This is a genomic window from Spirillospora sp. NPDC052242 (assembly GCF_040679555.1).
Taxonomy (GTDB): Bacteria; Actinomycetota; Actinomycetes; order Streptosporangiales; family Streptosporangiaceae; genus Spirillospora.
The window spans coordinates 1-23,622 of sequence record NZ_JBFAUZ010000017.1; the positions used below are offsets into that span (position 1 = coordinate 1).

Annotated in this window: 21 protein-coding genes; 15 read left to right on the forward strand and 6 right to left on the reverse strand. The window is 73.2% G+C overall.

Features of this window, described 5'->3' with window-relative positions; genetic code table 11:
• Window positions 1–100: 100 nt before the first annotated feature.
• On the reverse strand, window positions 101–1,987 hold the full coding sequence (locus tag AB0L25_RS15860; protein WP_500172542.1) for a glycoside hydrolase family 15 protein: 1,887 nt from the start codon (window positions 1,985–1,987) through the stop codon (window positions 101–103).
• Between the two features lie 329 nt (window positions 1,988–2,316).
• On the opposite strand from AB0L25_RS15860, the gene ppdK reads away from it, so the two are divergent.
• The 8 genes from ppdK to AB0L25_RS15900 all read left to right on the forward strand — a co-directional run bounded on the left by ppdK (window position 2,317) and on the right by AB0L25_RS15900 (window position 11,719).
• On the forward strand, window positions 2,317–5,007 hold the full coding sequence (gene ppdK, locus AB0L25_RS15865; protein WP_500172544.1) for a pyruvate, phosphate dikinase: 2,691 nt from the start codon (window positions 2,317–2,319) through the stop codon (window positions 5,005–5,007).
• A gap of 220 nt (window positions 5,008–5,227) precedes the next feature.
• Window positions 5,228–5,911 (forward strand): YdcF family protein, encoded by a 684-nt coding sequence (locus tag AB0L25_RS15870; protein WP_500172546.1) that lies wholly within the window; start codon window positions 5,228–5,230, stop codon window positions 5,909–5,911.
• A 61-nt stretch (window positions 5,912–5,972) separates the two neighbouring features.
• Window positions 5,973–7,247 carry a deoxyguanosinetriphosphate triphosphohydrolase gene (locus AB0L25_RS15875; protein ID WP_500172548.1) on the forward strand — a complete coding sequence of 425 codons (1,275 nt, stop codon included), beginning with the start codon at window positions 5,973–5,975 and terminating at the stop codon, window positions 7,245–7,247.
• 87 nt (window positions 7,248–7,334) lie between these two features.
• Window positions 7,335–8,573 (forward strand): NAD(P)/FAD-dependent oxidoreductase, encoded by a 1,239-nt coding sequence (locus AB0L25_RS15880; RefSeq protein ID WP_500172550.1) that lies wholly within the window; start codon window positions 7,335–7,337, stop codon window positions 8,571–8,573.
• A gap of 59 nt (window positions 8,574–8,632) precedes the next feature.
• A complete protein-coding gene (locus AB0L25_RS15885) occupies window positions 8,633–9,823 on the forward strand; it encodes an MFS transporter (protein WP_500172552.1) in 1,191 nt (396 codons plus the stop codon).
• A gap of 60 nt (window positions 9,824–9,883) precedes the next feature.
• Window positions 9,884–10,345 carry a GtrA family protein gene (locus AB0L25_RS15890; protein ID WP_500172554.1) on the forward strand — a complete coding sequence of 154 codons (462 nt, stop codon included), beginning with the start codon at window positions 9,884–9,886 and terminating at the stop codon, window positions 10,343–10,345.
• Between the two features lies 1 nt (window position 10,346).
• Window positions 10,347–11,210: an RNA polymerase sigma factor SigJ gene (sigJ, locus tag AB0L25_RS15895; protein ID WP_500172556.1), complete on the forward strand. Its 864-nt coding sequence runs from the start codon at window positions 10,347–10,349 to the stop codon at window positions 11,208–11,210.
• 68 nt (window positions 11,211–11,278) lie between these two features.
• A complete protein-coding gene (locus AB0L25_RS15900) occupies window positions 11,279–11,719 on the forward strand; it encodes a carboxymuconolactone decarboxylase family protein (RefSeq protein WP_500172559.1) in 441 nt (146 codons plus the stop codon).
• 81 nt (window positions 11,720–11,800) lie between these two features.
• On the opposite strand, the gene AB0L25_RS15905 is transcribed toward AB0L25_RS15900, so the two are convergent.
• Window positions 11,801–12,670, reverse strand: coding sequence for an LLM class F420-dependent oxidoreductase (locus AB0L25_RS15905; RefSeq protein WP_500172561.1), 870 nt, complete (start codon window positions 12,668–12,670; stop codon window positions 11,801–11,803).
• A gap of 150 nt (window positions 12,671–12,820) precedes the next feature.
• On the opposite strand from AB0L25_RS15905, the gene AB0L25_RS15910 reads away from it, so the two are divergent.
• Window positions 12,821–13,198, forward strand: coding sequence for a MerR family transcriptional regulator (locus AB0L25_RS15910; protein ID WP_500172563.1), 378 nt, complete (start codon window positions 12,821–12,823; stop codon window positions 13,196–13,198).
• On the opposite strand, the gene AB0L25_RS15915 is transcribed toward AB0L25_RS15910, so the two are convergent.
• A complete protein-coding gene (locus tag AB0L25_RS15915; RefSeq protein WP_500172565.1) occupies window positions 13,162–13,572 on the reverse strand; it encodes a hypothetical protein in 411 nt (136 codons plus the stop codon). The genes AB0L25_RS15910 and AB0L25_RS15915 overlap by 37 nt on opposite strands.
• A complete protein-coding gene (locus AB0L25_RS15920) occupies window positions 13,563–14,168 on the reverse strand; it encodes a TIGR03086 family metal-binding protein (RefSeq protein WP_500172567.1) in 606 nt (201 codons plus the stop codon). Before AB0L25_RS15920 ends, AB0L25_RS15915 begins: the two co-directional genes overlap by 10 nt.
• Before the next feature lie 81 nt (window positions 14,169–14,249).
• On the opposite strand from AB0L25_RS15920, the gene pdxR reads away from it, so the two are divergent.
• Window positions 14,250–15,656 (forward strand): MocR-like pyridoxine biosynthesis transcription factor PdxR, encoded by a 1,407-nt coding sequence (gene pdxR / locus AB0L25_RS15925; protein ID WP_500172569.1) that lies wholly within the window; start codon window positions 14,250–14,252, stop codon window positions 15,654–15,656.
• On the opposite strand, the gene AB0L25_RS15930 is transcribed toward pdxR, so the two are convergent.
• Window positions 15,637–16,914, reverse strand: a complete 1,278-nt coding sequence (locus AB0L25_RS15930) for an ABC transporter ATP-binding protein (protein ID WP_500172571.1) — start codon at window positions 16,912–16,914, stop codon at window positions 15,637–15,639. The genes pdxR and AB0L25_RS15930 overlap by 20 nt on opposite strands.
• Before the next feature lie 241 nt (window positions 16,915–17,155).
• On the opposite strand from AB0L25_RS15930, the gene dnaG reads away from it, so the two are divergent.
• The 3 genes from dnaG (at window position 17,156) to AB0L25_RS15945 (ending at window position 20,965) form a co-directional block, all read left to right on the forward strand.
• Window positions 17,156–19,129 (forward strand): DNA primase, encoded by a 1,974-nt coding sequence (gene dnaG / locus AB0L25_RS15935; protein ID WP_500172573.1) that lies wholly within the window; start codon window positions 17,156–17,158, stop codon window positions 19,127–19,129.
• Between the two features lie 71 nt (window positions 19,130–19,200).
• Window positions 19,201–20,346, forward strand: coding sequence for an RNA polymerase sigma factor RpoD (gene rpoD / locus AB0L25_RS15940; protein WP_500172835.1), 1,146 nt, complete (start codon window positions 19,201–19,203; stop codon window positions 20,344–20,346).
• 151 nt (window positions 20,347–20,497) lie between these two features.
• Window positions 20,498–20,965: a YbjQ family protein gene (locus tag AB0L25_RS15945; RefSeq protein WP_500172576.1), complete on the forward strand. Its 468-nt coding sequence runs from the start codon at window positions 20,498–20,500 to the stop codon at window positions 20,963–20,965.
• Between the two features lie 19 nt (window positions 20,966–20,984).
• Here the strand turns inward: AB0L25_RS15945 and AB0L25_RS15950 are convergent, their stop codons facing one another.
• A complete protein-coding gene (locus AB0L25_RS15950) occupies window positions 20,985–22,226 on the reverse strand; it encodes a molecular chaperone DnaJ (RefSeq protein WP_500172579.1) in 1,242 nt (413 codons plus the stop codon).
• Window positions 22,227–22,389: 163 nt separating this feature from the next.
• On the opposite strand from AB0L25_RS15950, the gene AB0L25_RS15955 reads away from it, so the two are divergent.
• Complete coding sequence (locus AB0L25_RS15955) at window positions 22,390–22,965, forward strand: TerD family protein (protein WP_500172581.1); 576 nt, start codon at window positions 22,390–22,392, stop codon at window positions 22,963–22,965.
• Between the two features lie 58 nt (window positions 22,966–23,023).
• Entirely contained in the window at window positions 23,024–23,602 is a 579-nt protein-coding gene (locus AB0L25_RS15960) for a TerD family protein (RefSeq protein ID WP_500172583.1), read from the forward strand.
• Window positions 23,603–23,622 lie beyond the last annotated feature (20 nt).

Here is a 23,622-nt window from a genome sequence, read left to right on the forward strand (position 1 = left end):
TACACTTTTCCCCAACACGCCGCTGTCCCTATCTCATTTATGGGCGTTTTTGCTCACCGGGGGGGGGGGGGGGGGGGGGCCCCGCCCACGGCGGGGACGGTCAGGCGAGCGGCGGCTGCTCCTCGTCGTTCTCCGCCCGGATCACCTGCATGACCGCGTTGATCAGTGCCAGGTGCGTGAACGCCTGCGGGAAGTTGCCGAGGTGGCGGCCCGTGTGCGGGTCGATCTCCTCGGCGTACAGGTGCAGCGGGCTCGCGTACGACAGCAGCTTCTCGCACAGCGCCCGGGCGCGGTCCAGCTCGCCGATCAGGACGAGCGTCGACACCAGCCAGAACGAGCAGATCGTGAACGTGCCCTCGTCGGACTCGAACCCGTCGTCGGTCTCGGACGCGCGGTAGCGCAGGACGAGATCGTCCTCCGAGAGCTCGTCGGCGATCGCCAGGACGGTCTCGCGGACCCGCTTGTCGTCGGCGGGCAGGAAGCCGAGCAGCGGGATCAGCAGGGCGGACGCGTCCAGGGCCGTCGCGCCGTAGTGGGCGGTGAAGACCCCGCGGTCGTCGAGGGCGTTGGCGAGGACGTCGGCGTGGATCTCGTCGGCCGCGGCCTGCCAGCGGCGGGCGCGTTCGGCGTCGCCGCGGATGCGGGCCAGCCGGGCGCCGCGCTCGGCCGCCACCCAGCAGAAGACCTTGGACGAGGTGAAGTGCTGGGGTTCGCCGCGCACCTCCCACATCCCGCAGTCGGGGGAGCGCCAGTTCGCGAGCGCGTCCTCCACCTGCTTGACGATGATCTTCCACAGCCGGTCGTCGAGCCGGTCGCGCTTGCGCACGAACAGGTACACCGACCCGATGATCGCGCCCCAGACGTCGTGCTGGGCCTGCATGTACGCCTCGTTGCCGATCCGGACGGGACGGGCGTTGTCGTAGCCCGACAGATGGTCGAGCGTCGACTCGGGCAGCTCCTCCCGGCCGTCCAGCCCGTACATGATCTGCAGCTTGCCCTCGGCGGCCTCGGCGACGTCGGTGATGAAGTAGAAGAAGTCGTTGGCCTCCCAGTCGTAGCCGAGCGTGTAGAACGCCCACAGCGCCATCGTGGAGTCGCGGATCCAGGTGTAGCGGTAGTCCCAGTTCCGGTCGCCGCCGGGCGTCTCGGGCAGCGAGGTCGTCGCCGCCGCCGCGACCGCGCCGGACGGCGCGAACGTCAGGCCCTTGAGGGTGAGGGCGCTGCGCTGCAGGTGGGCGCGCCACGGGTGGTCGGGGAACCGGCCCCGGTCCAGCCAGTGCTGCCAGTGGTGGACCGTCCAGACGAGCCGTTCCTGCGCCTCCTTGTAGGTGGCGGGGGCGGCGTGCTCGCTCCAGGACAGGGCGACGAACCGGGCCTCGCCCTGCTTGAGCAGGGTGCGGGCGGTCGCCAGGGACCCCTCGAAACCGACGTTCATGTCGGTGGTGAGCCGCAGCCCGACACCGTTCCCGCGCGCGACGGCCTCGTGGTAGCCGGCGCCGGTGTGCTCCCAGCGGGCGGGCGTCTGCCCGTAGTCGAACACCGGCATGCAGTCGAGCCGGACCTGCACCTGGCCGTTCACGCAGCGCACCATCCGGAGCAGGACGTGGTCGGCGTCGTAGTCCGTGGGGGCGCGACGGTGCGTGTGGGACCGTTCCGTCTCGTGGTGCCAGGGCCCCATGAGCAGGGCGTCCGTCACCACCAGCCAGCCCCCGTGCACCCACCAGGTCGTCTCCATGACCATGGTGCCGGGGATGTAGCGCTGCGCCGCCGGGACCTCCACCCCGGCCGGGCCGACGCGGAAGTAGCCGGCGTCACGGTCGAGGATGGACCCGAACACGCTCGGGGAGTCCATCCTGGGCAGGCACATCCACTCGATGTTCCCGCTGGGGGCGACCAGCGCGGTCGTCTCGCAGTCGGACAGGAACCCGTAATCGGCGATGGGGGCGAACGGATCTCCCGCCCGGCCGCCGGCGACCTTCGGCCTCACAGCCTCACCTCCTTGATCTCCATCATTCCCTCTCGCGTCCGGTGGGTACGCCATCGACGGGCGCGAATGTCGCCCCGGGCGCGCACCGCCCGGGGAATCTGTGACGCATGTCCGGAGTGTCCTAGTGGAATAGACCACTATCCAGGATCTGACCTGCGAGAACGCCACTCCGGTGACGGGGCGCCGAACAAACCCTCACAGCGCGGGTACAGTCCCGGCAAACAGGGCAGCGGACCCGCCACTGCCTGGGGGAACGCGATGACGCGCGCCTCCGGGGGAGCGGGACCGGCACTGTCCCTGGCAGAAACCGGAGCGAGAAGGAGCTCCCCGTGGCGAAGTTCGTGTACGACTTCACTGAGGGCAACAAGGACCTCAAGGATCTGCTGGGCGGCAAGGGCGCCAACCTGGCCGAGATGACCAACCTCGGACTGCCCGTTCCTCCCGGGTTCACGATCACCACGGAGGCGTGCCGGTACTACCTCGAGCACGGGGGCCTCCCCGACGGGCTCGAGGACGAGGTGGACCGGCACCTGGCCGAGCTCGAGCGCGCGATGGGCAAGCGCCTCGGGCAGAGCGACGACCCGCTGCTGGTGAGCGTCCGGTCCGGCGCGAAGTTCAGCATGCCGGGCATGATGGAGACCGTCCTGAACGTCGGCCTCAACGACGAGTCCGTGCACGGCCTCGCGGCCCAGGCGGGCGACGAGCGGTTCGCGTGGGACTCCTACCGGCGCCTCATCCAGATGTTCGGCGGCACGGTCCTCGGCATCGAGGGCGAGCTGTTCGAGGACGCCGTGGAGGCCGCGAAGAAGGCGCGCGGGACGGACGACGACGTCGACCTCACCGCCGACGACTTCAAGGGCCTCGTCGAGAAGTTCAAGGCCATCGTCCGCGAGCAGGCCGGACGCGACTTCCCGACCGACCCCCGCGAGCAGATGGACCTCGCCGTCCGCGCCGTGTTCGACTCCTGGAACGCCCCCCGCGCGATCCTGTACCGCCGCCAGGAGCGCATCCCGGTCGACCTCGGCACCGCCGTGAACATCTGCTCGATGGTGTTCGGCAACCTCGGCATGGACTCCGGGACGGGCGTCGCGTTCACCCGCGACCCCGCGTCCGGGCAGCAGGGCATCTACGGCGACTACCTGCAGAACGCGCAGGGCGAGGACGTCGTCGCGGGCATCCGCAACACGGTCCCGCTGACCGAGCTGGAGCGCCTCGACAAGGCGTCCTACGACCAGCTCCTCCAGATCATGGAGAAGCTGGAGAACCACTACCTCGACATGTGCGACATCGAGTTCACGATCGAGCGCGGGAAGCTGTGGATGCTGCAGACCCGGGTCGGCAAGCGGACCGCCGCCGCGGCGTTCCGCATCGCCTGCCAGCTGCTCGACCAGGGGCTCATCGACGCCGACGAGGCCGCCCGCCGCGTCAAGGGCGACCAGCTCGCGCAGCTGATGTTCCCCCGCTTCACCTCCACCACCGACGGCATCACCAAGCTGACGCGCGGCATGAACGCCTCGCCGGGCGCCGCCGTCGGGAAGGTCGTGTTCACCTCGGAGCGGGCGGTCGAGCTGGCCGAGCGCGGCGAGGACGTCATCCTCGTCCGCCGCGAGACCAACCCCGACGACCTCGCCGGGATGATGGCCGCCCGGGGCGTCCTGACGTCCCGCGGCGGCAAGACCTCGCACGCCGCGGTCGTCGCGCGCGGCATGGGCAAGACGTGCGTGTGCGGCGCTGAGGAGCTCGACGTCGACGTCAAGGGGGGCCGCTTCACCGCCCCGGACGGGACGACCGTCGCGGAGGGCGACGTGATCTCGATCGACGGGTCGTCCGGCGACGTCTACCTCGGCGAGGTCCCGGTCGAGGACTCCCCGGTCGTCCGGTACTTCGAGGGCGGGCTCGCGGCCGCCGCGGGCGACGACCTCGTCACGGCCGTCGACCGCCTGATGCGGCACGCCGACGAGCGCGCCGCGCTGGCCGTCCGCGCGAACGCCGACAACCCCGAGGACGCGGCGCGCGCCCGCCGGTTCGGCGCGCGGGGCATCGGCCTGTGCCGCACCGAGCACATGTTCCTCGGCGACCGGCGGCGGCTCGTCGAGACGCTGATCCTGGCCGAGGACGACGCGGAGCGGCAGGCCGCCCTGGACGCCCTGGAGCCGCTGCAGCGCAGCGACTTCGAGGGCATCTTCGAGGCCATGGACGGGCTGCCGGTCACGATCCGGCTGATCGACCCGCCGCTGCACGAATTCCTCCCCGACCTCACCGAACTGTCGGTGAAGGTCGCGCTCGCCGGCGACGGCGCGGACCCCCGGGACCGCAGCCTCCTGGAGGCGGTCAACCGACTGCACGAGCAGAACCCTATGTTGGGATTGCGGGGTGTGCGGCTGGGTTTGGTGATTCCCGGCCTGTTCTCCATGCAGGTGCGCGCGATCGCCGAGGCCGCGGCGGCGCGGCGGGCCGCGGGCGGCGACCCGCGCCCCGAGATCATGATCCCGCTCGTCGGCGCGGTGCAGGAGCTGGAGGCCGTCCGCGACGAGGCCCGCGAGGTCCTCGCCGACGTGGCCCGGGAGACCGGCACGGACGTCTCCGCGCTGATCGGCACCATGATCGAGCTGCCGCGGGCGGCGCTGACCGCCGGGCAGATCGCCGAGGCCGCCGAGTTCTTCTCCTTCGGCACGAACGACCTCACCCAGACGACGTGGGGCTTCTCCCGCGACGACGTCGAGGCCGCGTTCTTCTCCCGCTACCTCGAACTCGGCATCTTCGGCGCGTCCCCGTTCGAGACGCTCGACCGCGACGGCGTCGGGCGGCTCGTCCGGATCGCCGCCGAGGAGGGACGCCGCGCCCGTCCGGGCCTCAAGCTCGGGATCTGCGGGGAGCACGGCGGCGACCCCGACTCGGTCCACTTCTGCCACGAGGTCGGCCTCGACTACGTGTCGTGCTCGCCGTTCCGGGTACCCGTGGCGCGGCTCGAGGCGGGCCGCGCCGCGATCGCCGCGGCGGACGCGGCCGGCGGCCGCTGACCGGCGCTCCGCGCGGCGGCCGGGCGCGCCGGCCACCGCGCGGAGCGGCATCGGGACGGACGTGTGGTGCGGGCGACACGCTCGATCCGGGAACTTCGCACATCCGCCGGGCCATCTAACTAGCGTGGCCGACACGATGACGTTGGAACTGGAGTTGCCGGAACACGCACCCGGGGGCCGGGGCGGACGGCACGGTCGGCGAGGCGGATCGTCCCGGGCGGTGATCCCGGTCGGTCTCGTCCTCGGCCTGCTGATCGTCGCCCTGCTCACCCCCATCACCATCGCCGCGCGCATCTGGTACGAGGCGCGCCAGGACGAGCGGCCGCGCTCGGACGCGATCATCGTCCTCGGCGCCGCGCAGTACAACGGGAAACCGTCGCCGACGCTGCAGTGGCGCCTGCAGCACGCGCTGAACCTGTACCGGGACGGCGTCGCGCCCACGATCGTCACCGTCGGCGGCAAGCTCCCCGGCGACAACTACACCGAGGCGGGGTCGGGCCGCCGCTGGCTGGTCGAGAAGGGCGGGGTGCCCGCCGGGGACGTCGTCGCGGTGCCCACCGGACGCGACACGCTCGAGAGCTTCGCGGCCGTCGGGCGGCTGTACGACGAGCGCGGCTGGTCGTCCGGCGTTGTCGTCTCCGACCCGTGGCACTCGTTCCGGTCGAAGCGGCTCGCCGCGGACCACGGCATCGAGGCCGCGGCGTCCCCGACGCGCAGCGGCCCGAGCGTCCAGACCCGCGAGACGCAGGCGTACTACATCGTCCGGGAGACGGGCGCCTACCTGTCGTACGCGTTCCTCGGCGGCGACGGCGAGCCCGCCTCGCCGCCCGCCGACGACCGCCCCACCGGCGGGCCCGCCGAGGGCGCGGCGGGGGACGGCGGCACCGGGTCGTCCGCGCGGTGACGCGGAGCCGTCGCCCGCGGGCCCCCGGGGTGTCACGGCCGCCGCTTACCCTGGACGGGAGATGACCGCTTACATCGAGCACTACACCGAGCACGACCGGCGCCGCTGGGCGCCCGAACCGTCCAAGCGGCGCGACCGCACCGCCTTCGAACGCGACCGGGCGCGCGTCCTGCACAGCGCCGCGCTGCGCCGCCTGGCCGCCAAGACGCAGGTCGCGTCGCCGGGGTCGGACGCCGGCGACGACACCGTGCAGAGCCTGCGCACCCGCCTCACCCACTCGCTGGAGTGCGCCCAGGTGGGCCGCGAACTGGGCAAGGCGCTGGGCTGCGACCCCGACCTGGTGGAGACGGCCTGCCTGTCGCACGACATCGGGCACCCGCCGTTCGGGCACAACGGGGAGGCCGCCCTGGACGTCGTCGCGCGCGGCTGCGGCGGGTTCGAGGGCAACGCGCAGAGCCTGCGGATCCTGACCAGGCTGGAGCCCAAGTCGTTCGCGCCCGACGGCCCGCCCCTGCACGGCCGCAGCGTGGGCCTCAACCTGACGCGGGCCGCGCTGGACGCCGCGATGAAGTACCCCTGGACGGCCGGCACGGCGCCTGCCGACGCCGCAAACGGGAAATTCGGCGTGTACGAGGACGACCGGGACGTCGCGCGCTGGGTGCGGGAGGGCGCCGAACCCGGCCGCACGTGCTTCGAGGCCCAGGTCATGGACTGGAGCGACGACGTCGCCTACTCCGTCCACGACCTGGAGGACGCCCTGGTCGCCGGGCACATCGACTTCGCGCGGCTCGCCGACCCCGCCGAGCGCCGCCTCGTCGCCGCGACCGCCCGCAAGCTGTACTGCGCCGACGCCGACATGACCGAACTCGAGGAGCGCTTCGCGGCGCTGCTCGCCGAGCCGTACTGGCCGTCCCGCTACGACGGGACGCCGCGCAGCCTCGCCGCCCTGAAGAACCTCACGAGCACGCTGATCGGCCGGTTCTGCCTGGCCGCCGAGGACGCGACCCGCGCGGCCCACGGCGACCGCCCGCTGACCCGCTACGCCGCCGACCTGATCGTCCCGCGCGCGGCCCGGCTGGAGAACGCGCTGCTCAAGGGCATCACCGCGCACTACGTGTGGATCAGCCACGAGGAGGTCCGGGCCCGGCAGCGCACGCTGATCACCGAGCTGGCCGAGCTGATGCTCGCGGGCGCCCCGGGCACCCTCGAGCCGGGCTTCCGCGCCGCGTTCGAGGAGGCCGGCGACGACGCCGGCCGGCTGCGCGCGGTCGTCGACCAGATCGCCTCGCTCACCGACATCTCCGCGATCGCCCGCCACCGGCTGCTCACCGGCTGACCTCGGGAGGGACGCCCCGTCCGGTGCGCCCTCCGCCGGGCCCTTGTCTCATCACGGATGTCACTGTGAAGATGACTCAAGGTGACCATGGGAGGCATCATGCCCGAGGGGACGTTCGTCATCGTCGGCGCCGGCCTGGCCGGAGCCAAGGCCGCCGAGACGCTCCGGGAGGAGGGCTTCGCGGGCCGGATCCTGCTGATCGGCGAGGAGATCGAGCGCCCGTACGAGCGGCCCCCGCTGTCGAAGGGTTTCCTGCTGGGCGCGGAGCCGCGGGAGAAGGCCCACGTGCACGATCCCGAGTGGTACGGCGAGCACGGCGTCGAGGTCCGGCTCGGGGTGGCGGTGGACGCGCTCGACGCCGCGGCGCACGTCGTCCGGCTGGCGACGGGCGAGCGGATCGGCTACGACCGGGCGCTGCTCGCGACCGGCGCGACCCCGCGGCGCCTGGACGTCCCGGGCGCGCGGCTCCAGGGCATCCACTACCTGCGGACGATGGCGGACGCGGCGGCGCTGAAGCAGGCGCTCGTGCACGGCGGCCGCCGGGTGGTGGTGGCCGGGGCGGGCTGGATCGGGCTGGAGACGGCCGCGGCGGCGCGCGCGCACGGCAACGACGTGACGGTCATCGAGCCGGAGCCGGTCCCGCTGCATCAGGCCGTCGGGCCCGAGATCGGCGGGATGTTCGCCGACCTGCACCGCGACAACGGCGTCGACCTGCGGCTGGAGCAGGGCGTCGCGGGGTTCTGGGGCGCCGGGCAGGTGTCGGCGGCGGTGACGTCCGGCGGCGCGGAGGTGCCCGCGGACGTCGTGATCGTCGGCATCGGGGTGCGGCCGAACACCCGGCTGGCGGAGGCCGCGGGGCTGGAGGTGTCGGACGGGATCCTCGTGGACCAGTCGCTGCGCACGTCCGACCCGGACGTGTTCGCGGCGGGCGACGTCGCGAACGCCTACAACCCGCTGCTGGGGCGCCGGATCCGCGTCGAGCACTGGGCGAACGCGCTGAACGGCGGCCCCGCCGCGGCGCGCGCGATGCTGGGCCGCGAGGTCGTCTACGACCGCGTCCCGTACTTCTTCAGCGACCAGTTCGACCTCGGCATGGAGATGTCGGGCGTCGCGGCGCCGGGCGAGTACGACGAGGTGGTGTACCGGGGCGACCGGGCGTCCGGCGAGTTCGTCGCGTTCTGGCTGGCCGGCGGGCGGGTCGTCGCGGGCATGAACGTGAACGTGTGGGACGTCACGGCGGACGTCCAGGCCCTCATCCGGTCGGGACGGCCGGTGGACGCGGCGCGGCTCGCCGATCCGGGCGTCCCGCTCGCCGACCTGCACTGACGGAAACGTCCCGGAATCGGCTCTGTCGGCCGTGCGGTAAGGGACGTACAGTCGGCCGGGTGATTACCGACAAGATCGCGCCGCCGTCGCCGCGCGCGCGGCTCGCGGTCACGATCGCCTTCGCCGTGCACGGGCTGTTCACCGCCGCGTGGGTGGCCCGCATCCCGCAGATCAAGGACGATCTCGGGCTGAGCGAGGGCACGATGGGCCTCGCGCTGCTCGGCGCCCCGATCGGGCTCGTCCTGGCGGTCCGGTCGGCGGGCGCGCTGATCGGGCGGTGGGGGAGCCGGGCGATGACGCTCGCCACGGGCGTCTCCTGCGCGGTGTCGCTGATCCCGCTGGGCCTGGCGGGCAACCTCGGCACGCTGGTCTGCGCACTGGCGCTGATGGGCGCGTCGCTGGGGCTGATGGACGTGGCGATGAACGCGCAGGGCGTCGCGGTGGAGCGGTCGTACGGGCGCCCGCTGATGTCGGGGCTGCACGCCTGGTACAGCATCGGGACGCTGCTGGCCGCGCTGATCGGCTCGGCCGCCGCGCACGCGGCGGTGCCGGTCCCGCTGCACTTCGCGGCGGTCGCGGCCGTACTGACGGCCGTGCTGCTGGCCGGCTGCCGCGACCTCCTCGACCGGTCGGCGGACGCGACGCCCGAACCGGAGGCCGTCGTCCCGGGCGGCCCCGACCGCGGCGGGACGGTCCGGACGGCGCGGTGGTCGCTGGCGCTGCTCGGGATCATCGGGCTGTGCTCGTTCGTCGGCGAGGGGGCCGTCGCCGACTGGAGCGCGATCTACCTGCGGGAGGACCTCGGGACCGGTCCGGGCACGGCCGGGCTCGGGTACGCGGGCTGCGCGATCGCGATGACGATCGGCCGCTTCACCGGCGACCGGATCGTCGCGCGCTTCGGGCCCGTCCGGGTGCTGCGCGCCGGGTCGCTCGTCGCCGCCGCGGGGCTCGGGCTCGGGCTGGCGGTGCACCACCCGGCCGCCGCCGTCGCCGGGTTCACGCTGTTCGGCCTCGGCGTCGCGGCGGTGGCGCCGGTGACGTTCAGCGCGGCCGGGAACCTGCCGGGGGTGCCCGCCGCGACCGGCATCTCCCGCGTCACCGCCGTCGGCTACCTCGGGGTGCTCGGCGGCCCGCCGGTCATCGGGTTCGTCGCGCAGGGCGTCGGGCTCGGCTGGGCGCTCGCGGTCCCGGTCGCGATGGTCGGGCTGATCGTCCTGCTCGCCCCGGCGACCGCGACGGCGGGCCGCTGACCACGCGTTTCCCGAGGGTCCTCCCAAGGTAGGAGTTCCCCTCGGGTAAGGTCTGGGCGAGTGAGCACCATACAACGGTCCAGACCGCCCGAAACGGTCGCGACCGTCCGGCCGCACCGCGCATTCCTGCGCGAGCTGCTCACCTTCGGCTTCGTCGGCTGCGTCGGCACGCTGATCATGATCCTGGGCGCCAACCTGATGCGCGCCTGGCTCGGCGGCAGCCCCATCACGAGCGTCGTCGTGCCCGGGATCGCCTCCACCCTGACGTCCTACCTCGCCAACCGCTTCTGGACGTTCCGGCACCGCGACAGCGACGGGTCCGGCCGCGAGGTCGTCGTCTTCTTCACGCTGAACGGCATCGGGATGCTCATCCAGGTGGCGTGCACCGGCTTCACCCACTACACCCTCGGCCTGCAGAGCGGCCTCGCCTACAACGCGGCGCTGCTGGCGGGCGTCGGCCTCGGCGCCGCGTGGCGCTACTGGTCGTACAAGAGGTGGGTCTTCACTCTCGCCACCGGCTGACATGGGGCGGCTGGACGACGAGTGGGCGCTGCACCGCCCGGCGGTGTTCGGCGCCGCGTACCGCATCACCGGCTCGGCCGCCGACGCCGAGGACATCGTCCAGGACACGTGGCTGCGCGCGGCGAAGGCGTCCCTGGACGACGTCCGCGACCTGCGCGCCTGGCTGATCACGGTCGCCGCGCGCCGCGCCTACGACGTCCTCGGGTCGGCGCGCGCCCGCCGCGTCGACTACGTGGGCCCGTGGCTGCCCGAGCCGCTGCTCACCGGCCCGGACGCGGCCGAGCCGGTGCTCGTCGACGACACGCTCGGCACCGCGATGCTGCTGGTGATGGAGGAGCTGTCGCCGCCCGAGCGCGTCGCGTTCGTCCTGTACCGGGCGTTCGACGTCCCGTACGACCGGATCGCGGAGGTGCTCGGGAAGACGCCCGCCGCGTGCCGGCAGCTGGTGTCCCGGGCGCGCCGCAAGGTCGCCGCGGCGCCGCCGCCGTCCGGCGGGCCCGAGGGCGCCCGCGTGCTGGCCGCGTTCCGCGCCGCCTACGAGCGCCGCGACGAGGCCGCGCTGCTCGAGCTGCTCGACCCGGACGCCGCCTACACCACCGACGGCGGAGGCCGCGTCTTCGCCGCCCGCAAGGTCATTTTCGGCGCCGCCCGGATCGCCACCGCGCTGCTCCGGACGGCCGTCCGGCACACGTTCCGGGCGGTCCCCGCCGAGGTCAACGGCGGGCCCGGCCTGCTGATCCTGCGGGACGGCCGGCTCGCCGCCGTCGACACGCTCGAGATCGCGGACGGCCGCGTCGTCGCCTACCGCCGCGTCCTCAACCCCGCCAAGCTCGGCGCTCCCGGACTGCGGGACGGGACGGGCTGAACCGGCCGATCCCGGTTGTCACAACCGGCGGGGGTGCGCCGTCTCCCTGATGACGAAAGGAGACGATCATGCCTCGCATGCTGCTGAAGGACGCGAGTCCCGAGGTCTACCAGGGGATCATCAAGACGGCCGTGGTGATCCACGGCGGGCCGCTCGACCGCGCCGTCCAGGAGCTGGTCAAACTGCGGGCGTCCCAGCTCAACGGGTGCGCCTACTGCGTCGACGTTCACTCCCGGGACGCGCGCCGCAACGGCGAGCGGGAGGAGCGCCTGCACCACCTGCCCGTGTGGCGGGAGTCGCCGCTCTACACCGACGCCGAGCGGGCGGCGCTCGCCTACACCGAGGCGGTCACGCGGCGGGAGCCGGTGACCGACGAGATGTGGGAGACGCTGCGCCGGCACTACCCGGACGACCGGGAGGCCGGCGACCTCGTGGGGCTGGTGGCGGTCATCAACGCGCTGAACCTGTTCGGCGTCCCGCTGCACTACCACGAGATGATCGAGGGCTGATCAGATGATCGAGGGCTGATCGCCGCGGACGTCCCCGCGCCCCCATGCGGGGACGTCCCCCAAGCGCTTCACCGGCCCGCCTCACCGGCCGGCGGGGACGATCTTCTCCGTCTGCGCCCGCGCCTCGGCGAGCAGGCCGACCAGGTCCTGGCCGGTGCCCTGCGAGAACATCACGTGGTCGACGCCCGCCTCGGCGAGCCGGCCGATCGTGTCGACGGCCGCGTCCACCGACGGCGCGTCCTCGAAGTACGTCAGCGACGTCTTCTCGATGTCGGCGTAGTCGCGGCCCTCCCGCTCGCAGTGCTCCCGCAGGACGTCTAGCTTGCGCGGCAGCTCGTCGCCGTCGAAGACGTTGCAGGCGTCGGCGTACTTCGCGACGAGCCGCAGCGTCTTCTTCTCGCCGGTGCCGCCGATCAGGATCGGCGGGTGCGGGCGGCGCAGCGCGGGCGGCGAGTTGAGCGGGCGCTCCAGCCGGTAGTGCCGGCCCTCGAACGGCGACTCGTCGCCCTTCCACATCCGGTGCGCGATCTCGAGGGTCTCCTCCAGCCGCTCGAACCGCTCCGACGTCGGCGGGAACGCGACGCCGAGACCCCGCGACTCCTCGTCGTTCCACGCGGCGCCGATGCCGAGCCACGCCCGTCCGCCCGACAGGACGTCGAGGGTGGTGACCGTCTTCACGAGGATCCCCGGGTGCCGGTAGGTGACGCCGGTGACCAGCGTCCCGAGCGTGATGTTCTCCGTGAGCGCCGCCGCGTACGCGAGCGCCGAGTAGCCCTCGAGCATCGGATCCTCGGCCGGTCCGACCATGCTGATCTGGAAGAAGTGGTCCATCACCCACAGCGAGTGGAGCCCGGCCTGGTCGGCGTCGCGGGCGACGTTCCCGAACGTCGGGCCGATCCGCTCGGGCCCGCCGGGGAAGGTGAAGCTGGGAACCTGAAGTCCGATGCGCATGCCTGTCCTTCGTCAGTGCCGATGGCGGCTGTCGTCACCACTCTGCGATCTGGAGCGCGCTCCAGGTCAAGCGCGCTCCGGGGCCCCTACCCGCCGCCGGGACGCGCGAACGCTTGACCTGGAGCGGACTCCAGGTGGAACGCTGGGGGCGTGAGTTCCTACTCTCCGGCCGAGACCGCCGAGAAGAGCGGCTTCAGCATCGACACCCTGCGCTACTACGAGAAGATCGGGCTGCTCTCGCGGATCGCGCGGAACGCCTCGGGACGCCGCGTGTTCAGCGACGACGACCTGCAGTGGCTCGGCATGCTGCGGTGCCTGCGGGAGACCGGCATGCCGATCGCCGAGATGCTCCGCTACTCCGAACTCGCCCGCGGCGGGTCCGGGACCGTGCGGGAACGCGTCGAGCTCCTGGAGGCCCACGACCGGCGGGTCGAGGAGCGGATCGCCCGGCTGCGCGACCAGCAGAAGCAGATCCAGTGGAAGATCGACCTCTACCGGGGGTCGGTCTGCGACGGCACCCCCGGCTGATCGATCACCCGGGCGGCGCGCGCCCACGTCGCGGCCGGGTCGAAGGCGTCCGCCTCCCAGGTCACCGTGCGGATCTCGCCGCGGCCGCGGTACCGCCGCATGATCGCGACGTGCTCCGGCAGCCGCACGAACCCGTGCAGGGCGGCGCCGTCCCTCCAGACCGACACCGAGCCGCACCGGCGTTCCCGCGGGAGCGACCACAGCCAGAGCCCGACGGCGCCCGGCAGTTCCGGCCACGAACGGCGCAGGGCCATGCCGGCCCGGACGACGCCCGGCAGGTCGCGCGCGCGGGTGCACGTGAAGTCGGTGACGCTGACCAGGACCGGTCCCGGGGCCGTCGCGGGACCGGCGAGCCAGTGCGTCCTCACCGCCATGCGGGGGAGCGGCCGAGGAGGGCGAGCAGCCGGTCGCGCGGTGCGGCGCCGTCGGCGACCGGGACGCGCGGCGCGAACGCCTCGCCCGGCACCCGCCCGTCCTCCGGGACGATCGCGGCGATCTTCAGCGACGCCTCGACGAGGTCGTCGTCCGGTTCCCACGGGACGCCGATCGCGACGGCCGCGTCCCACGCGTGGACGACGGCGTCCACGAGGTGGAAACCGATCGCCAGCGCCGCGGGGACGGTGGTGCCGTCGCCGATCTCGGGCAGGTGGAACGGGTCGCGCGGGCCGGTCGCGGCGAACGCGGCGGTCACCAGGTCGGCGGACGCCGCCGCGGACGCGCGGGGGTCGTCCCCGAGGTCGGCGCCGCGCCAGGCGGACGGCCGCGCGCCCTCGCCCCGCGCGGCGGCGGCGAAGCCCGCGTCCTGGTTCAGCTGATGCCGGATCAGGCCGTGCAGGGTCCAGTCCGGGCAGGGTGTGGGGAGGGCCAGCATGTCCGGTTTCACCTGCGCGACGGTGCCGACCCAGAGGTCGAGGGCCCGCCGGTCGAGGGCGCGGAAATCGGTGGAAAGCAGCTCTTTCATCAGGGTCATGCGGTCACCGTAGAGGGGCCGATCGGCCCAATGACAGGGCCAAAATTGCGGTAAATGACTGAGCCGCTTTACGGTCGTGCGGTGGACCTTCACGTGAGCCTGGTCGGCCGGAAGGACCTGTCCGGGCAGATCTACCGGCAGCTCCGGGACGCGATCCTGGACGGGCGGCTGCGCGCGGGCGAGGCGGTGCCGCCGACGCGGGAGCTGGCCCGGCGGCTCGCCGTCTCCCGCAACACCGTCGCCGTCGCCTACGACCGCCTCGCCGCCGAAGGGTTCCTCTACGGCCGCGCGGGCGCGGGCACGTTCGTCCAGGACGCGGGCGCGGCGCCGCGCGGGGCCCCGGCCGCGTCGCCGCTGCGGCCGCGCCGGATCTGGGACGGCCTGGAGGTCTGGCCGCGCCCCATGCCCGGGATCCGCTGGGACCTGCGCGCCGGGGTCCCGGACGTGCGGCTGTTCCCGTTCGAGGCGTGGCGGCGCATCACCGCCGGTGTGCTGCGCCCGTCCGGGCTGCGGGACGCCGCGTCGGCCGGCGACCCGGCCGGGCTCGCGCACCTGCGGGAGGCGATCGCGCGGCACGTCGGCGTCTCCCGCTCGGTGCGGGCCGGCGCGGCGGACGTCCTGGTCACCTCGGGCACGCAGCAGGCGATCGACCTGATCGTCCGGGTGCTGCTGGAGCCGGGCGACGTCGTGGCCGTCGAGGACCCCGGCTACCCGCCGGTCGTGATGCTGCTGCGCGCGGCGGGGCTCCGGGTCGTCGGCGTGCCCGTCGACGCGGAGGGGCTGCGGGTGGACGAGCTGCCCGGCGCGGCCCGCGCCGTCTACGTCACGCCGTCCCACCAGTTCCCGCTGGGCATGCCCATGTCGCTGCCCCGCCGCCGCGCGCTGCTGGACTGGGCACGGCGCCGCGACGCGGTGATCGTCGAGGACGACTACGACACCGAGTTCCGGTACGGCGGGCGCCCGATCGAGCCGCTGCAGAGCATCGACGAGGACGGCCGCGTGCTTTACACCGGGACGTTCTCCAAGGTCATGCGGCCGGTGCTGCGCCTCGGGTTCCTCGTCGCGCCGCCGTCCCTGCACCGGGCGCTCCGGCTGGCCCGGTACGCGTCGAGCTGGCACGCCGAGCTGCCCGCGCAGGCCGCGCTCGCCCGGTTCCTCGACGAGGGCCTGTTCGCCCGGCACGTCCGCCGCTCGCGCCGCGCCTACCAGGCCCGGCACGAGCGGATGGCCGAGCTCGCGGGCCGCTGGTCGCGGCCCGTCCCGGCCGAGGCGGGGCTGCACCTGAGCGCGCCGCTGCCCGCCGGGACGGACGACGCCGCCGTCGCGCGGCGCGCCCTCGACGCCGGCGTCGGGCTGTTCGCGCTGTCGGAGTTCGCCGTGACCGGGCCCGCCGCGCGCGGCCTCGTCCTCGGCTACGGCGCCGCCGACGAGGCCGCGATCGGCGCGGCCCTCGCGCGGCTGGAACGGATCATCGCTGGACGGGCGTGACGCGCTTCCCGGCCGCGTCGAAAATCAGCATCCGGTCGAACGCGACGGTGAGCGCCACGTGGTCGCCCGGGTTCGGCCGCTGCCCGGGACCGATGCGGAAGACGAGGTCGGAGCGCCGGTGGTGGCCCGCGTGCTCCTCCTCGGGCGGCGCGGCGTCCGCGGCGGGACGGCCCAGCATCGTCCGCACCCGGTCGCGGATCCCCGGCCGCTCGGGCTCGGTGTACCCGGCGCGGACCGGACGGCCCACCTGGTTCGCGTCCACGACCGGGATCCCCGCCCCGGCGTAGGCGAGCCACTCGTGCCCGTGGAACTCCAGCGACCGGACCTGCCCCGACAGGACCGTGCCCGGCCGGGCCGGCGCGCCGGACTCGATCGGCGTCAGCGTGTCCGGGCGGATCCCCACGATCACCGGGCGGCCGTGCTGGCTGATCAGCCAGGACGCGCGCGGGTCGTCCCACGGGAGCAGCAGCCGCTGCGCGCCGAAGTCGAGCTGCAGGCCCTCGCCCTCGACCGCCCAGAGCGTCGCCTGCAGCAGGTTGATGGGCGGCGAGCTGAGGAACGCCGCGACGAACACGGTCGCCGGGTCCTCGTAGATCTGCTCGGGCGTGCCGACGTCCTCGAGCACCCCGTCGCGCAGGACGGCCATGCGGTCGGCCATCGTCATCGCCTCGACCTGGTCGTGCGTGACGTAGACCGTGGTGGTGCCGCTGGAGCGCACCAGCGCGGAGATCTCCACCCGCAGCTCGGTGCGCAGCCCCGCGTCGAGGCTCGACAGCGGCTCGTCCATCAGGAACAGCGACGGCTCGCGGATCAGCGCCCGGCCGATCGCGGCGCGCTGCCGCTGCCCGCCCGACAGCGTGCCCGGCAGCCGGTCGATCATCGTGTTCAGGCCCAGCGCGCGCGCCAGCTCCACCACCCGTGCGGACGCCTCGGCGCGATCGTCCCCCGACACCTCCAGCGGGAACATCATGTTCCCCTTGACGGTGCGGTGCGGGTAGAGCGCGCCCTCCTGGAACACCATGGCGACGTTCCGTTCGCGGGGCGTGAGCTCGTTCGCCACGGAGCCGTTCAGCCACAAGTCGCCGGAGGTGATCTCCTCCAGGCCCGCGATCATCCGCAGGATCGTCGACTTGCCGCATCCGGACGGCCCCAGCAGCACGAACAGCTCGCCGTCGTTGATCCGGAGCCGCACGTTCCGGACGGCGGCATGCCCGCCGGGATAGATCTTCTCGACGCCGTCCAGCACAACATCCGTCATCGGGTCCGCCTGGGGGTGGGCATAATCTCGGTTCGCCATCTCACCGCGCACCGGTCCCGGTTGTCCATAGCCGTCACAGGGTTACCGACGGTTAACCGGGCCGGGTCCGGTCAGCGGCGCGGACGTGGCGATTCGACCGCGGTTCGACGGTGTCCCCGGGCGGCCGCCGCCGGGCCGCGGGGGACGCCCGTTCCCGGTGGGATGCCTCGGATGTCGTCGCCCGGCCGTAGACTCCATCGACGTGGCAGGCCGTATTCGCAATGAGGACATCGCGCTCGTCCGCGAGCGCTCGTCCATCGACGCCGTGATCGGCGAGTACCTGCAGCTTCGCAGTGCGGGCGGCGGCAACCTGAAGGGCCTGTGCCCCTTCCACGACGAGAAGTCCCCCTCGTTCAACGTGACCCCCTCGCGCGGCCTGTACTACTGCTTCGGCTGCGAGGCGGGCGGCGACGTCATCAAGTTCGTCCAGGAGATCGACCACCTGTCGTTCTCCGAGGCGGTGGAGCGGCTCGCGTCGCAGGCCGGCATCCAGCTCCGCTACGAGGACGACGGGCGGCGCGGCCCCCGCCAGGACGGCGGGCAGCGCGCCCGGCTCCTGGAGGCGCACAAGGCCGCCGCCGAGTTCTACGCCGAGCGGCTCGCCGCGCCCGAGGGCGAGATCGCCCGCCGCTTCCTGTCCGAGCGCGGCTTCGAGCCCGCCGACGCCGCCCGGTTCGGCGTCGGGTTCGCGCCGCGCGAGTGGGAGGGCCTCGTCCGGCACCTGCGCGGCCGCGGCTTCGCCGACCGGGACGTCGTCGCGGGCGGCCTCGCCAAGGAGGGGCGGCGCGGGCCGATGGACCGGTTCCGCGGCCGGCTGATGTGGCCGATCCGCGACCTCGGCGGCGACGTCATCGGGTTCGGCGCGCGCCGCCTGTACGACGACGATGACGGCCCCAAGTACCTCAACACCCCCGAGACGCCGCTCTTCCACAAGGGCTCGGTCCTGTACGGGGCCGACCTCGCCAAGAAGGCGATCGCGCGGCGGCGGCAGGCCGTGGTGGTCGAGGGCTACACCGACGTGATGGCCTGCCACCTGGCGGGCGTCGAGACGGCCATCGCCACGTCCGGCACCGCGTTCGGCGACGACCACATCAAGGTGCTGCGCCGCCTCCTGATGGACCAGGACGAGTTCCGCGGCGAGGTGATCTTCACGTTCGACGGCGACGCGGCGGGGCAGAAGGCGGCGCTGCGGGCCTTCGACGACGAGCAGAAGTTCGTCAGCCAGACCTTCGTGGCCGTCCAGCCGGACGGCCTCGACCCGTGCGACCTGCGCATCCGGCACGGCGACGCGGCCGTCCGCGACCTGGTGGCGTCCCGGGTGCCGCTGTTCGAGTTCGCGGTGCGCAGCGCCATCGAGCGGCACGACCTCGACACCGTCGAGGGGCGGCTCGCCGCGCTGGACGCCGCGGCCCCGGTCGTCGCCGCGATCAAGGACCGGTCGCGCCGCCACATGTACGCGATCAACCTGGACCGCTGGCTCGGCATCATGGACGAGCAGTTCGTGCTGCGCCGCGTCCGCGAGCTGGCGGTCCGCCGGCACGGCGGCGCCGCGAACGGGCGCAACGCCGGCCGGCCCGGCGACCCCCGGCGGGGCGCTCCCGGCGGCGCCCCGAACGGCCCGAACGGGCGGAACGCGAACGGCCGCGACGGCGGGCCCGGCGGCGGCCCCGGGGCGCCCGCCCGTCCGGCCGTCGATCCGAACGACCCCGAGGTGCAGCGGGAGCGGGAGCTGCTCAAACTGGCCGTGCAGCGCCCGGCGCTGCTCGGGCCGGGGTTCGACGAGGAGGTCCTGCCCGAGGCGTTCATCGCGCCGCAGCACGCCGCCGTCCGCGCGGTGATCGGCTCGGCGGGCGGGGTGACGGCGGCCGGCGCGGTCACCGAATGGGTCGGGGCGCTCCTGGAACTGTCCCCGAACGACCAGGTCAGGGACCTGATCACCATGCTCGGAGTCGAGCCGGTACGGTCCGCAGCCGAAGCGGACGACCGTTATGCCGCGGAACTGCTGGCCCGAATCCAGGAACGCCAGCTCACCCGCATGATCGCCGACGCGAAATCTAAACTCGGGCGGCTGAATCCGGCCGAGAATCCGGAAGAGTACAACCGGCTCTTCGGCGATCTTGTAGCGCTTGAGCAGCAGCGACGGGTGTTGCGTGAGCGCGGTCTTGGAGCGCAGTGAGTCAAGCACCGGCAAAATGGGTCCTGTGATCTAGGCCGCATTTATCGCAGACTGTCTGCGTGAGCCCTTCGGTGCTGCCTAGCGAGGCGCCATCGGTTGATCAGGTGGCGGACCTCGTCGCACGCGGCAGAGAGCGCGGCGGTGTGACCGTCGCGGACGTCGCTGCCGCGCTCGACCGCTCGGACTTGCCGGACGACTCGCTGGAGCGGGTGGTCCGGATGCTCGCGGAGCAGGGGGTGGACGTCCTCGAACCCCAGCAGGAGAACGAGGACGTCGCGCGGGTTGATGAGGGAGACCTCGGCAAGCGGGCGCCGACGAGCGACCTGGTCCGGATCTATCTGAGAGAGATCGGTCGCGTACCGCTGCTCACGGCAGAAGATGAAGTAGAACTCGCGAAGTCGATCGAGGCGGGACTGTTCGCGGAGGAAAAGACGGCGCGCGCCGCCGTCCTCGACCGCGGCGAACGGATCGACCTCGAACTGCTCGCCCGCGAGGGCAGACGGGCGAAGCAACGCCTGATCGAGGCCAACCTGCGGCTGGTGGTCTCGATCGCCAAACGCTACGTCGGCCGGGGAATGCTGTTCCTCGACCTGATCCAGGAGGGAAATCTCGGACTCATCCGGGCGGTCGAGAAATTCGACTACACGAAGGGGTTCAAGTTCTCCACCTACGCCACGTGGTGGATCCGCCAGGCGATCACCCGGGCCATCGCCGACCAGGCCCGGACGATCCGGATCCCGGTGCACATGGTGGAGACGATCAACAAGCTCGTCCGCGTGCAGCGCCAGCTCCACCAGGACCTCGGGCGGGAGCCGACGCCCGAGGAGATCGGCCTGGAGATGGGGCTGACGCCGGTCCGCGTCGTGGAGATCCAGCGGATCTCCCAGGAGCCGGTGTCGCTGCAGTCCCCGATCGGCGAGGAGGACTCCGACCTCGGCGACTTCATCGAGGACGCGGACGCCGTCGTCCCGATCGAGGCCGCGGCGTTCATCCTGCTGCAGGACCAGCTGGAGGACATCCTCGGCACGCTGTCGGAACGGGAGCAGCGCATCATCCAGCTGCGCTTCGGCCTGACCGACGGCCATCCGCGCACGCTCGAGGAGGTCGGCCGGGAGTTCGGCGTCACCCGCGAGCGGATCCGGCAGATCGAGTCCAAGACGCTGGCGAAGCTGCGGCACCCGTCCCGCGCGCAGATGCTGCGGGAGTACCTCGAGTGAATTCTCGGCCACGGGCGGGTGCGCGCCGGGCCGGTGCGCGCCCGGCGCGCCCGCCCGTGCCGGGGAGGTGGCAGGAGCCGGTCACCGGAGCCGCCGCCCGAAAGAGGACGCACGTCGCATTTCGTCCGTCCCGTCGATTACCGTTGTGGCCATGCTGATCGTGACCACTGACGGCCTGGCGGGCTACGAGATCCGCAGCGTGCTCGGCGACGTCCTGGGCACGGCCGTCCAGGCCGACCAGGGCGTGGCGCCGCAGCACGGGCCCGCCGGCAGCAGCGCCACGTTCCGGGTGACGGGGGAGCGGCCGGCCGCCGGGCTGTCCGCGGCCCGCCGCGAGGCGGTGGACCGGCTCGGCGAGGAGGCCCGCCGCAAGGGCGCCAACTCGGTCGTCGGCATGCGGTTCGACACCGCCCCGATCGGCGGCGGCGCGTACGAGGTGTGCGCCTACGGCACGGCCGTGTGGGCCGAGCCCGCCGCGCAGCCCCGCGACCAGGCGCCGCCGATGCCGCAGCACGGGCAGCAGCACGGGCAGGTGCCGCCCTACAAGGACGCCGCCCCCGGCGGCCCGCCGATGGCCGCGCGGAACCTGACGATGGGCCTGCACGACCGTCCGCGCTAGCCCCCGGGCCAGCCCGGGGTCATCCCTGGGCGGCGCGCTCCTCGCGGATGCGGGTGACGACGTCGCCCGCCGCCGTCTTGATCGACTCCAGTTCCCGCAGGTACGCCCAGTAGTCGGGGTGCGTGCCGGTGAGGCGCTCGGGCGCCCTCTCCAGGCGTTCCACCAGCCCGTCCAAGACGCGCGCGTGGTGCGGGGCCGCGCCCCCCGGCTGCGCGACGGCGAGGCGCTGCGCGTCCCGCACGGCGAACCGGACGCCCTCGACGGGCGCGCTCGGGTCGGCCGCGACCTCCGCGAGGCTCCGCACCCGCCCGGTGACCTGGCCCGCGCGGCGGTCGGCGGCGTTCAGCTCCGTGCGGGCGGCGGTCAGCGCCCGCTGCGCCCCCTTCCACTCGCCGCGGGCGGCGTGCTCGGCGGCCTCGTCCATCCGCTCCCGGGCGCGCCCCACCCCCGCCTCGATCGCCTCGGGCGCGCCGCGCAGATCCTGCCAGCAGGCCTGCGAGTACTCGCGCAGCATCGTCTTCATCGCCGCCCGGACCGTCTCGACCCGGTTCGCGACGACGTCCACCCGAGTCTTGACGGAGTTCAGCGAGTTGCGGACCTTCTCACCCTGCTTCGGCAGCTCGGCCGCGGCCTCCCGCGCCCGCTCGGCGATCTCCCGGACCTCCTCGGCCTGGCGCAGCGCGCCGTCCAGCCCGAGCCCGCCGAGGCCGCGGGACGACAGGACGCCGAGGGACTCGCGCGCCCGGTCGAGCTCGGCCGCCGGGTCGGAGGCGTCCATCCCGGCCTCCCGCGCCGCCGCCACCGCGGCCTCGGCGGCGGCCACCGCGTCCCGCGCGGTCGCCAGCTTCGGCGGGAGCAGGTCGAGGGCCGACTCCAGCCGCGCCATCTTGGGGGAGAGCCGCTCGGCGAACCCGTTCAGGTCGCGGGCGGCCTTCCGCAGCCGTTCCTCGCAGCCGACGAACGCGCGCCGCGCGGCGTCGTACTCCGCCGGTGACCGATCCTGGTCGCTCACGTCGTGCGCGTCGACGACGGAGATGTAGGCGAGGGCGGCGGCGTCCGCGGCCTCCGACAGGCCCGCGAACTCGCGCCGCGCCGGCTCGGCCGCGCGGGCGTCCAGGTCCTCGAAGACGGTGACGCGGCCGTCGATGAACTTCTGCGCCTGGTCCATGTCGTAGAAGGCGGACGCGGCCGCCTCCCTCGCCTCGATCGCCGCCGCCGCCTCCTGCGCCCCCCGGCCTCGCCTGCGCTGGTCGCCCCGCAACGCCGCCTCCCTTCGTCCACTGCCCAGTGTCGCGCAGGGGACCGCCTCTCCGGTAATGCCGGCGGCCCGATTGGAACGGATAGCATCGCTGCTACGTCGATATACCTGGACGCCCGTACGAACAGTGGTGCGTCCGGTGACGACAGCGATCTTGGAGGAACCTGTGGGCGTCAGTCTCAGCAAGGGCGGCAACGTATCGCTCACCAAGCAGGCGCCGGGGCTGACGGCGGTGACCGTCGGCCTGGGCTGGGACCTGCGCACCACCACCGGGACCGACTTCGACCTCGACGCGTCCGCGCTCGTGCTCGACGCGTCCGGCAAGATCATCACGGATCAGCACTTCGTGTTCTTCAACAACCTCCGCACGCCGGACGGCGCGGTGGAGCACAGCGGCGACAACACGACCGGCGCCGGCGAGGGCGACGACGAGCGGCTGAACGTCAACTTCGGCGCGATGCCGGGCACCGCCGAGCGCGTCGCGTTCGCCGTGTCGATCTACGACGGCGACTCGCGCGGCCAGAACTTCGGGCAGGTCCGCAACGCCTACATCCGCGTGATGAACCAGGCCGACGGCACCGAGCTGGCCCGCTACGACCTCTCGGAGGACGCCTCCATGGAGACGGCGATGGTCTTCGGCGAGCTGTACCGCGCGGGGACCGACTGGAAGTTCCGCGCCGTGGGCCAGGGCTACGCGTCCGGGCTCGCCGGGATCGCGGCGGACTTCGGCGTCAACATCTGATCGCTCGCTCGAGCGTCGCAGGGATCCGATCTGTCTGCACGGAAGGGGTGGCCCGTACATGGGTGTCTCACTCGCCAAGGGCGGCAACGTCTCGCTGACGAAGGCCGCGCCCAATCTCACGGCGGTCGCCGTCGGCCTCGGCTGGGACGTCCGGGCCACCACCGGCGCCGACTTCGACCTGGACGCGTCCGCGCTGATGCTCGGCGCGTCCGGGAAGGTGCTGTCCGACCACCACTTCGTGTTCTTCAACAACCTGACGAGCCCGGACGGCTCGGTCGAGCACACCGGCGACAACCTGACCGGTGAGGGCGACGGCGACGACGAGGTCGTCAACGTCGACCTCAGCGGGGTGCCCGCCGAGTGCGAGCGCATCGTGTTCCCCGTCTCCATCTACGACGCCGACAACCGGCACCAGAACTTCGGGCAGGTCCGCAACGCCTTCATCCGCATCGTCAACCGCGCCGACGGCGCCGAACTGGCGCGCTTCGACCTGACCGAGGACGCCTCGACGGAGACCGCGATGGTGTTCGGAGAGCTGTACCGTCACAACGGTGAGTGGAAGTTCAGGGCCGTCGGCCAGGGGTACGCCTCGGGGCTGGCGGGCATCGCCATGGACTTCGGCGTCAACGTCGGCTGACCGCAGGTCGGCCGACCGAG

Coding starts and splice junctions, on each gene's coding strand:
- AB0L25_RS15960 (WP_500172583.1), top strand. CDS start 23,024: ATGGGTGTCTCACTCGCCAAGGGCGGCAACGTCTCGCTGACGAAGGCC.
- AB0L25_RS15930 (WP_500172571.1), bottom strand. CDS start 16,914: ATGACGGATGTTGTGCTGGACGGCGTCGAGAAGATCTATCCCGGCGGG.
- AB0L25_RS15915 (WP_500172565.1), bottom strand. CDS start 13,572: ATGGCGGTGAGGACGCACTGGCTCGCCGGTCCCGCGACGGCCCCGGGA.
- AB0L25_RS15945 (WP_500172576.1), top strand. CDS start 20,498: ATGCTGATCGTGACCACTGACGGCCTGGCGGGCTACGAGATCCGCAGC.
- sigJ (WP_500172556.1), top strand. CDS start 10,347: ATGGGGCGGCTGGACGACGAGTGGGCGCTGCACCGCCCGGCGGTGTTC.
- AB0L25_RS15905 (WP_500172561.1), bottom strand. CDS start 12,670: ATGCGCATCGGACTTCAGGTTCCCAGCTTCACCTTCCCCGGCGGGCCC.
- AB0L25_RS15920 (WP_500172567.1), bottom strand. CDS start 14,168: ATGACCCTGATGAAAGAGCTGCTTTCCACCGATTTCCGCGCCCTCGAC.
- AB0L25_RS15880 (WP_500172550.1), top strand. CDS start 7,335: ATGGGAGGCATCATGCCCGAGGGGACGTTCGTCATCGTCGGCGCCGGC.
- AB0L25_RS15875 (WP_500172548.1), top strand. CDS start 5,973: ATGACCGCTTACATCGAGCACTACACCGAGCACGACCGGCGCCGCTGG.
- AB0L25_RS15900 (WP_500172559.1), top strand. CDS start 11,279: ATGCCTCGCATGCTGCTGAAGGACGCGAGTCCCGAGGTCTACCAGGGG.